The organism is Acinetobacter sp. AKBS16, assembly GCF_002899995.1.
GTDB lineage: Bacteria > Pseudomonadota > Gammaproteobacteria > Pseudomonadales > Moraxellaceae > Acinetobacter > Acinetobacter baumannii.
In genome coordinates this window covers 1-10,021 of sequence record NZ_POYH01000068.1, presented here as the reverse complement: position 1 = coordinate 10,021, position 10,021 = coordinate 1, and the positions used below count along the sequence as shown (strand labels likewise).

Annotated in this window: 10 protein-coding genes; 5 read left to right on the top strand and 5 right to left on the bottom strand. The window is 40.1% G+C overall.

Annotated elements, in window-relative coordinates; translation table 11 throughout:
• From C1642_RS19275 to murI, 5 genes are all read left to right on the top strand, one after another.
• A partial coding sequence (locus C1642_RS19275; protein ID WP_228153858.1) for an amidohydrolase family protein occupies positions 1-473 on the top strand: 473 nt, incomplete at its 5' end.
• 10 nt (positions 474-483) lie between these two features.
• Complete coding sequence (gene hutG / locus C1642_RS12345) at positions 484-1,404, top strand: formimidoylglutamase (RefSeq protein WP_031997032.1); 921 nt, start codon at positions 484-486, stop codon at positions 1,402-1,404.
• Positions 1,405-1,656: 252 nt separating this feature from the next.
• Positions 1,657-3,483 carry a DUF885 domain-containing protein gene (locus C1642_RS12340; protein WP_103236392.1) on the top strand — a complete coding sequence of 609 codons (1,827 nt, stop codon included), beginning with the start codon at positions 1,657-1,659 and terminating at the stop codon, positions 3,481-3,483.
• 98 nt (positions 3,484-3,581) lie between these two features.
• Complete coding sequence (locus C1642_RS12335) at positions 3,582-4,220, top strand: HAD family hydrolase (RefSeq protein WP_031997031.1); 639 nt, start codon at positions 3,582-3,584, stop codon at positions 4,218-4,220.
• 23 nt (positions 4,221-4,243) lie between these two features.
• Complete coding sequence (gene murI / locus C1642_RS12330; protein ID WP_031997030.1) at positions 4,244-5,044, top strand: glutamate racemase; 801 nt, start codon at positions 4,244-4,246, stop codon at positions 5,042-5,044.
• 85 nt (positions 5,045-5,129) lie between these two features.
• On the opposite strand, the gene glmS is transcribed toward murI, so the two are convergent.
• The 5 genes from glmS to C1642_RS12305 all read right to left on the bottom strand — a co-directional run.
• Positions 5,130-6,968 carry a glutamine--fructose-6-phosphate transaminase (isomerizing) gene (gene glmS, locus C1642_RS12325; protein ID WP_031997029.1) on the bottom strand — a complete coding sequence of 613 codons (1,839 nt, stop codon included), beginning with the start codon at positions 6,966-6,968 and terminating at the stop codon, positions 5,130-5,132.
• A 12-nt stretch (positions 6,969-6,980) separates the two neighbouring features.
• On the bottom strand, positions 6,981-8,345 hold the full coding sequence (glmU, locus tag C1642_RS12320; RefSeq protein ID WP_000108581.1) for a bifunctional UDP-N-acetylglucosamine diphosphorylase/glucosamine-1-phosphate N-acetyltransferase GlmU: 1,365 nt from the start codon (positions 8,343-8,345) through the stop codon (positions 6,981-6,983).
• 16 nt (positions 8,346-8,361) lie between these two features.
• On the bottom strand, positions 8,362-8,877 hold the full coding sequence (locus C1642_RS12315) for a phosphatidylglycerophosphatase A (RefSeq protein ID WP_000380676.1): 516 nt from the start codon (positions 8,875-8,877) through the stop codon (positions 8,362-8,364).
• The gene (gene thiL, locus C1642_RS12310; RefSeq protein ID WP_000807404.1) at positions 8,855-9,772 is read right to left on the bottom strand and encodes a thiamine-phosphate kinase; all 918 of its coding nucleotides are present in this window, start codon (positions 9,770-9,772) and stop codon (positions 8,855-8,857) included. Before thiL ends, C1642_RS12315 begins: the two co-directional genes overlap by 23 nt.
• 15 nt (positions 9,773-9,787) lie before the next feature.
• On the bottom strand, positions 9,788-10,021 hold a 234-nt coding region (locus C1642_RS12305; RefSeq protein WP_103236391.1), incomplete at its 5' end, for a transcription antitermination factor NusB.

Sequence of the window (10,021 nt, the reverse complement as noted above, 5' to 3'; positions counted from 1 at the left end):
GCTCAAGCTTAGCAGCACGTTATCATGCTTTGTCGGCTGACCATTTAGAGTACATGACCGAAGATGATGTCAAAGCCATGGCAGAGTCGGGTACGGTTGCTGTGTTACTACCGGGTGCCTTTTATTTATTGCGTGAAACACAATACCCACCGATTGAAAGTCTTATTAAGCATGGCGTGCGTATTGCGCTGTCGAGTGATTTAAATCCGGGTACATCTCCAGCACTTTCTTTACGTTTAATGCTGAATATGGGCAGTACATTATTCCGTTTAACGCCTGAGCAAGCATTAGCAGGTGTCACTATTCATGCTGCACAAGCGCTCGGTTTAGAGCAAACACACGGTAGTTTGGAGCAGGGTAAAGTCGCTGACTTTGTCGCTTGGGATATTGAGCATCCATCTGAAATTGTTTACTGGCTGGGCGGAGATTTGCCTAAGCGAGTCGTTCAGCATGGACAAGAAGTTATTTTTTAAACGGTGTCACATGAATCACACATTTAAATGGCAAGGTCGACATGATGGCGAGGGTGAGGCACATCAACGTATTCACCATATAGTGAACACCACCCAACATGCTGAATTTGCCCTGATTGGTTTTAGCTCTGATGAAGGCGTGAAACGTAATAAAGGCCGAGTTGGTGCTGCCGATGCACCAGATGCAATCCGTACGCAACTTGCTAATTTACCGATTCATCGCCCAGTCAGTATTGTCGATTTAGGGACGGTGACCTGTGAATATGGCAATTTAGAGCAAGCACAAAGCGAATTAGCTGAACAAGTCGCCAATAGCCTAGAACATGGCTTAAAACCTGTTGTATTGGGCGGTGGACATGAAGTTGCATTTGGCAGCTTTAGCGGTCTGTTCCAATATGTACAAGCCCACGCGCCAGATAAAAAAATCGGCATTATTAATTTCGATGCCCATTTTGATTTGCGTGAAGCAGAGCATGCCACCTCTGGAACACCTTTTTTACAGGCAGCTCGTCTTTCAGAACAGTATCAAAAACAATTTAATTATTTATGTATTGGGGTTGCCAACCATGCCAATACTAAAATTTTGTTTGATACTGCCGATGCTTTAAATTGTTCATATTTAAGAGATCATGAGGTTAATATTTTTAACCTAAACAACGTGCTCGTAGCGGTTGACGCTTTTGTTGAAAAAATAGACTGTTTGTACGTTACGATTGATCTAGATGTATTCGCGGCTGCGGTTGCACCAGGAGTCAGTGCACCTGCTGTAAAAGGAATTGATTTAGCGACTTTTGAAGCGATTTTTAAGCATATTCAAGAGACTGGAAAAATCAAACTTTTAGATATTGCTGAGTGCAATCCAAAATTTGATTTAGACAATAGAACTGCAAAGTTGGCTGCCTATATTGTTTATCAATATTTGTTTTCTTGAGAAACAATTTTTAATGTAGAAATGAAAAAGTGCACTGAGATCGCTCATGTGCGCTTTTTTTGACTTTCTGGTAAATTAAAGTCAGATACGGAATATAGATAGCAACTATAATTAATTTAATTAAAAAGAAAATTAATTTATAAAATCATTGAGTTAAAAAATACTCGATTTTTACACTATTTTATATGCTGCTTGGCACGTAATTTGTTTTGTCTTTATTTTAAACTTCGTTAAATATGTTTGGATAATTAAATGAAAAACAGAACCTTACATTTTGCTTGTATCAGTGTTTTATTTTGGATGTCTCATTCTTCTAATGCTGCAACCCCCGAAATAAATACAAATACCATCGAAAAATCACAATCTAAACAAAAGAGTGATGTCTCTGTTCGGGTGAAAGTTTTAAACCAACTTTTACAGGAACAGTGGGAATATACTTTGAAAAATAGTCCTGAAACTGCAACCGTTTTAGGAGACTTACGCTATAACGATCGATGGACCGAGATTTCAAAAACTCAGATTGAGAAAGATAAAAAAACTACGCAAAATTTTTTAAAACGTTTTGAAGCAATTGATAGCACAGGGTTTTCAGCAACTGATCAATTAAATAAAGATTTAATGATTTATCAGTTGAAAGAGTCACTTAAATATTATGATTTGAAATTGTATGAGATGCCTTTCAATCAAATGTGGGGACTACATTTACAATTTCCGGGATTTATTAGTTCGATTCCATTTGATAATGCTAAACAATATCAAGACTATATTTCTCGTTTAAAACAAATTCCTCTTATTCTTGAGCAAGGTATTCAGTTAGCGAAACAAGGACAAAAAGATGGCTTGATGCCACCCAAATATTTAATTGAAAAGGTGGCAAAGCAGATTACTAGCATTGCGACGCCCGCAGGGAAGGACAGTGTTTTTGCCTCTCCATTAAAGCAATTTCCAAAAAATATTTCGAAAGCAGAACAAGAGCGTTTAAGCCGTGAAGTGCTACAAGCCATAGATCAGAATGTTCGGCCTGCCTATCAAAAACTCGGGACGTTTATTCAGAAAGATTACTTACCCTATGGACGACAACACGAGGGTATATGGAGTTTGCCAAACGGTGACGAGCTCTATCGTTTTTATGTAGAAAATAATACGACAACCTCGGAAAGCCCTGAAAACATTCATCAGCTCGGATTAAAAGAAGTTGCTCGTATAGAAGCGGAAATGCTGAAAATTGCCAAAGCACAAGGTTTCAATGACTTAAAAAGTTTCCAACAATCTCTAAAAACAAATCCCGCGGTTTTCCCAAAATCTCGTGAAGAAATTTTAGAGATTTATCGCGGATATATTGCCCAAATGCAACCAGAGTTGCCAAAGCTGTTTGGTTTATTACCCAAAAATAAAGTCGAAGTTTTACCTGTAGAGCAATATCGAGAAAAAGAAGCGGCAGGTGCGGAGTATCACCAAGGAACACCTGATGGTTCACGGCCGGGACAAGTATATGTAAATACTGGCGACTTCTCTGAACGTTCCAAAATATCCATGGAAGCAACCGCTTACCATGAGGCAATTCCCGGCCACCATATGCAGATTGATATTGCCCAAAACTTGCCAAATTTGCCGATGTTCCGAAAGCAACCCAACCACACCGCCTACATTGAAGGATGGGCACTTTATGCCGAGCAACTGGGTAAAGATGTTGGTTTCTATAAAGACCCGCTTTCAGACTATGGAAGACTATCGAGTGAGTTGTTCCGTGCTTGTCGCTTAGTGGTGGACACTGGCGTGCATTATAAAAAGTGGACGCGTCAGCAAATGATTGATTTCATGAGAGAACACTCAGCTTTAGATGAACCTGATATTCAGGCAGAGACGGATCGCTATATCGCTATTCCTGCCCAAGCATTGGCATATAAGATGGGCCAACTAAAAATTTTAGAGCTACGGGAGCTCGCGAAACATGAGCTTGGAGACCGTTTTGATATCAAAGCGTTCCATGACATGGTTTTAAATGCAGGAACATTGCCTTTAAATATACTCGATGCCCGTATTAAAAATTGGATAAAGGAACAAAAAGCGGCAGCTTAAAACAAAAATCGAAATTTGGTCAGGTCCTTGTTGGGCCTGATTTAAAAACCGATAGAAAACAGAATATAATAATAAAAAATATATTTTCGAAACTAGAAATGGAAAAAAACCTAAAAGAATATCAGGCTATTATTTTTGATTTAGATGGCACCTTAGCCGATTCCTTTCATTTTTTTCTAAGCGTTTTAAATCAACTTTCCGCAAAGTATAAGTTTAAATCGGTAAGCCTTCACGAAGTCGAGTACTACAAACAACTTACGCCTAGAGAAATTATGAAAGAGATGAACGTTTCTCGGTGGAAACTGCCTTGGATTGCGAAAGACTTTATTCGGTTAATGAAAGAAAGAGATGAAGAAATTCAGTTGTTTGAGGGTATGCGGGACCACTTAATTGAACTGCATAAGCGGGGTTATACGCTCGCAATTATTACTTCAAACTCTAAAGAAAACTGTCAAAATGTACTGGGTAAAGAACTATGTGAACTTTTTAGCCATATTGATGGTGGCTCGTCTATATTTGGCAAAGCTAAACGAATTAAGCGTGTTCTCAATATTTTGAATTTAAATAAAGAGCAGGCCATTTATGTCGGAGACCAAACGACTGATGGCGAAGCTGCACATAAAGCAGGCATTGATTTTGCTGCGGTAGGTTGGGGTTATACATCGGCTGAAAAATTAAAAACCATTCAGCCCAAAGTCGTGCTCAATGACTTGGCAACCATGAAAGAATTTTTCTAAATATATGAAATACAGGACAAACAATGAATAACAATAACAACCCGATTGGAATGATTGATTCTGGTTTAGGTGGGTTGTCTCTCTTTAAGCATATTCGGGAGGCGCTACCGAATGAAGATATTATCTATTTCGCCGACTCGAAATATGTCCCTTATGGAGACAGAGAAAGCGACTGGATTGTTTCAAGGACCACGCATTTAATTTCAAACCTAGTTGCTCAGGGCAAATGCAAAGCGATCGTGATTGCTTGTAATACCATGACGGCTGTTGCGGTTGAAACGATTAGAGCGCAAATTAATGTGCCACTTATTGCGATTGAACCAGCGGTAAAACCCGCGGTGGCAATGACTGTGAGCAAGCATATTGCGGTTTTGGCAACTGCTACCACGGTGAAGGGCAAAAACTTAAAGAGTTTAATTGAAACGTATGCGCAAGATATTAAAGTGTCTTTAGTGCCGTGTATTGGCTTAGCCGAAAAAATTGAAACGGGCAAAGCACATACCGCGGAAGTTAAAGATTATTTAAAAAATATTTTGGCGCCGTTGGTCGAGCAAAAAGTCGATACGATTATTTTAGGATGCACACACTATCCATTTGTTTCAGATACGATTCAGGAAATTGTAGGCCGTGATATTCAAATTATTGAGCCTTCGGAAGCTGTAACGGCACAATTAATTCGTCAGCTCAATCAATATCATTTAAGTTCTGAAAGTCCAAATGAGGGGAAGCATATTATTTGGACCAGTTCAGACCCGTTGGAAGTTGCGGATGTTACTTTTTCTTTGTTATCTGAGAAATTGTCTGTAAAAGCTGTAGAGCTATAAAAAGCCCAATAGGCAATTAATGCATATCGGGCTTAATCAATCAATTATTAAAGCAGGTGATGCCTTAATAATGATCTTTTTTGAATTACTCTACAGTTACTGACTTCGCCAAGTTACGTGGCTGGTCAACGTCTGTACCACGTAATACAGCAACGTGATAAGACAATAACTGAACTGGTACGCTATAAATGATTGGTGCAAGCCATTCGTTTACTGCTGGAATATGAACGACATGTTGACGGTCTTTTTCAACTACACCACTATTTTCATCAGCGAAAACGAATAATTCACCGCCACGCGCCTGAACTTCTTCCATATTTGACTTAAGCTTATCAAGCATTTCGTCATTTGGTGCAAGAATCACGATTGGCATTTCATTATCTACAAGTGCCAATGGGCCATGTTTTAACTCACCAGCCGCATAACCTTCTGCGTGAATATATGAAATTTCTTTAAGCTTTAATGCACCTTCCAAAGCGATTGGATAGTGTGTGCCACGGCCTAAGAATAAACAGTGTTGTTTTTCAACGAACAATTCTGATAAACGTAAAATTTCTGGATCATTCTTAAGTGTATCAAGAATCACTTTCGGGCTATGCCACAATTCACGAGCAAGCTCTTCAATCATCACATTGCTAATACGCTGTTTCACTTGACCAATTTTCAAGATTAACAACATTAATGCAGCAAGCTGAGTCGTGAACGCTTTTGTTGATGCAACCCCAATCTCTGGGCCTGCAAGCGTCAATAAGTGGTGATCAGTTTCACGCACCATTGAAGAAGTTGCGACGTTACAGATCGTTAAAGTCTGAATATCGATATTATTTGCTTTAGCACGTTTTTGAGTTTCACGTAGTGCAGCTAAGGTATCCGCTGTTTCGCCTGATTGTGAAATACAGATGTAAAGTGTATTTTCCACAATCACTGGTGAGCGATAACGGAATTCACTCGCAATCTCAACTTGGCAAGGCACACCAATCAATTGCTCAAACCAATATTTAGCGATCATTCCTGAGTGATAACTTGTACCACACGCAATAATTTGAACACTTTGAAGTTTACTGAAATCTGCATCAGCATCTTTCAAGAAATCATCACGTAAATTGTTGCCATCAAGTGCTTGAGAAATTGTTTGTTTGATTGCTTCAGGCTGCTCATAAATTTCTTTGAGCATGTAGTGTTTATATTCACCTTTTGAAGCGCTGCTTACAGTTGCATCAAGTTCTTTAACTGGACGTTCAACACGTTCACCTTTTACAAATACTTCAATTGAAGTACGAGTAAGACGAGCAATATCGCCTTCTTCTAAGTAAATAAAACGGTTCGTTACTGGTAAAAGGGCCAATTGGTCTGAACTGATAAAGTTCTCGCCAATACCCACACCAATTACAAGTGGTGAACCTTCACGTACAGTAATGAGTTCATCTGGGTAATCGCTGTGAATAATACCTAACGCATAGGCACCTTTAAGCTGAGGAACTACAGATTCTACTGCTTCAAGTAAACTATCAGTATTTTTTAGAGCTTCTGCAACTAAATGGGCGACCACTTCAGTATCTGTTTGAGAAGTAAATACATATCCTAAAGCTTGAAGGTCATCTTTAAGCTCTTGATAGTTCTCGATAATACCGTTGTGAACGACTGCTACCTTGCCTGACATGTGCGGGTGAGCATTATTTTCGGTCGGTTTACCGTGTGTTGCCCAACGGGTATGCGCAATACCAATTGCTCCAGTAAGCTGGTGTTCTGAAACAGCGTCTGCAAGATTGGCAACTTTACCAACACGGCGTTCACGTAAAATTTGCTGGTTATTGAGTAAAGCAACGCCTGCCGAATCATAACCACGATATTCAAGACGTTTTAAACCTTCAATTAAAATCTCGGTTACACAACGTTCTGCAACGCCTCCGACGATACCACACATATTTCAATCCTCTTATTTTTTAAGCTTTTGGGGACGTTGATAATTTGCTTTAGAAATTTGTTGAGCACGCTCAAAGGAGAGACTTTGTTCAGCCACATCTTTCGTAATCACAGAACCCGCACCGACTGTTGCTCCATTACCAATAGTCACAGGCGCAACCAGCGAGCTATTAGAACCGATAAAAACTGCGTCGCCAATAGTGGTTTTGTGTTTATTTGCACCATCATAATTGCAGGTGATTGTACCTGCCCCAATATTTGATTCAGCACCGATCTCGGCATCACCTAAATAGGTGAAATGGTTAGCTTTACTGCCTAGACCGATCGTTGTATTTTTGACTTCAACAAAGTTGCCGATATGTACTTCGTTTGCCAATTTAGCACCTGGACGTAAGCGTGCGAATGGACCAATTTGGGTATTTTCCCCAACAACTGCTCCATCAAAAACGCTGTACGCTTGGACTTTAGTGCCCGCTGCAATGGTTGTATTTTTTAAGATACAGCCAGCACCGATTTCGACAAAGTCACCGAGTTCACAGTCGCCTTCAATAATGACATTCACATCAATACGAACATCATGACCAACTTTTACTGTACCACGTAAATCAAAACGTGCAGGATCAGCAAAAGTTACGCCTTGCTGCATAAGTTCTTTTGCTTGTTGCTTCTGAAATTCACGCTCAAGTGCTGCAAGTTGCAGGCGGTCATTTACACCTTCAACTTCAAATGCGAGCTCTGGTTGAATTGAGGCGATTTCTAGACCATCAGCAACAGCCATCGCAACGATATCAGTTAAATAGTATTCGCCTTGTGCATTTTCATTTGAAAGCTTAGGCAACCACTCATGCAGTTTTGCATTGCTGACACAGTAAATACCTGTGTTAATTTCTTGAATTTGACGCTGAGCTTCGGTTGCGTCTTTATGTTCAACAATCGCTTGGATTTTACCGTCTTGGCGGACAATACGGCCATAACCTGTTGGGTTATCGACATGTAAAGTAATCATGCCAATACCGGTTTTATTTGATGCTTCAATCAGTTGTTCAAGTGTTGTTTGACGGACTAAAGGAACATCACCGTATAAAATTAATGAAATGCCGTCTTTAGGAAGTACCGGTAAAGTCATCTGTACCGCATGACCGGTCCCTAACTGTTCTGCTTGTTCAACCCACTGAATATTTTCTTGTGCGAATGTCTTTTTTACGTGATCGCCACCATGTCCATAAATGGTAATGATGTTTTCTGCTAATAGTTGTTTTGCTGTTTTAATAACATGTCCTAGTAGCGGGCGACCAGCTAAAGGTTGTAGTACTTTAGGGAGCTGAGAACGCATTCGCGTTCCTTTGCCTGCAGCAAGAATAATGACAGTAGTTGACATGAATAACTCGAATGATTTAACTCAAATGGATAATAATTAGTGTACAAAGAGCAGCCCATACACCGGCAATAATATCGTCAAGCATAATACCAAAACCACCGTGTACTTGGCGATCAATGACGCGTATAGGCCAAGGTTTCCAAACATCGAAAATTCGAAATAATATAAATCCTGTAATTACCCAAATCCAATTTATTTGTTGTAAATAGAGCAGAGGAAGAAAGGTAATAGATTGACCTGCAAATTCATCCCACACAATTCGACCATCATCGTGTACGTTAATTACTTTTGCAGTTTGACCGCAAATATAAATACCCACCACTGACATGATGAGAATAGCGATTAAACTTAAAGTAAATCCGAGAGATAACCAGATGGGAACAAAAAGTAAGGCAAAAGCAGAGCCAAAAGTACCAGGTGCTTTAGGAGCAAGACCAGATCCAAAACCAACCCCACAGAAAACGATGCAGCGGTTGAACCAAGACATGTCTTTAAAATGAATCGGCGGTTTATGCAAAGTGTTGGTATCCATGAATTTGCAATGGGTAATCTGAACCCAAATGCTCAAAAGTTAGTTTTGTTTGCTCAACGATCTGTCCGATCATTGTAATCTTAACGTCTAGTTGTTTTTGCAAAAGTTTTTCATAATTTTGCGGTGTTATTGTAAAACATAATTCATAGTCATCACCACCTGCAAGCGCATATTGCCAACGTTGTTGTTCTTCTAGTTGTTGCAGTACAGGATCAACAGGTAATTTTTCCAGGATGAGTCGTGCTCCAACCTTGGATGCTTTTAAAATATGTCCTAAATCTTGAGCTAAACCATCTGACACATCGATCATGCTAGAGGCGAGCCCTTTTAGCTCTTCTCCAAGCTTACAACGTGGCGTCGGATAGTCCAGTCTTTGTTGCAAGGAATGTCCTAAATGCTGAAGCCCATAAGCAGCATCACCAATCTGCCCACTTACACAAACATAATCACCGACCTTAGCACCTGAACGTAATACAGCTTTTCCTGTTTCAATCCAGCCCATGGCCGTGACGGTAATGGTAAGGTGCGGACCTTGAGTGGTATCTCCGCCAATTAAGGCAACTCCAAATTGATTACAACAGTCATAGATTCCCTGACTAAATCCTTCAAGCCACTCATGGTCAACTTGAGGCAAGCTGATCGCAAGTAAAATACTATGTGGTTTGGCACCCATTGCAGCAATATCAGACAGATTTACGGCAACACTTTTCCAGCCAATCGCATGGGGCGAGGTTTCAAGAGGGAAGTGACGTCCAGCAACAAGTGTATCTGCACAGATCACCAGTTGTTGATTTGGAGGGGGAGTAATTAAGGCTGAGTCATCACCAATACCAAGTGCAACGTCAGGATGTGACTGACGATTAAAGTATTGATCAATAATTGAGAACTCAGCCATAGAACATCAAGCCTATTATTTTGCTTGTTGTTTTTCTGCGCTACGCAGTGTCGAACTTAAACGGTCTAATACACCATTGATGTATTTATGACTGTCTGCTCCGCCAAAATGCTTCGCAAGTTCGATTGCTTCATCAAGTACCACACGATATGGAATTTCTAGATGATCACGTAACTCGTAAGCACCTAAACGCAAAGTTGCGAGCTCTACACCATCTAGCGCGTCAATTTCACGGTCAAGTACCGGAAT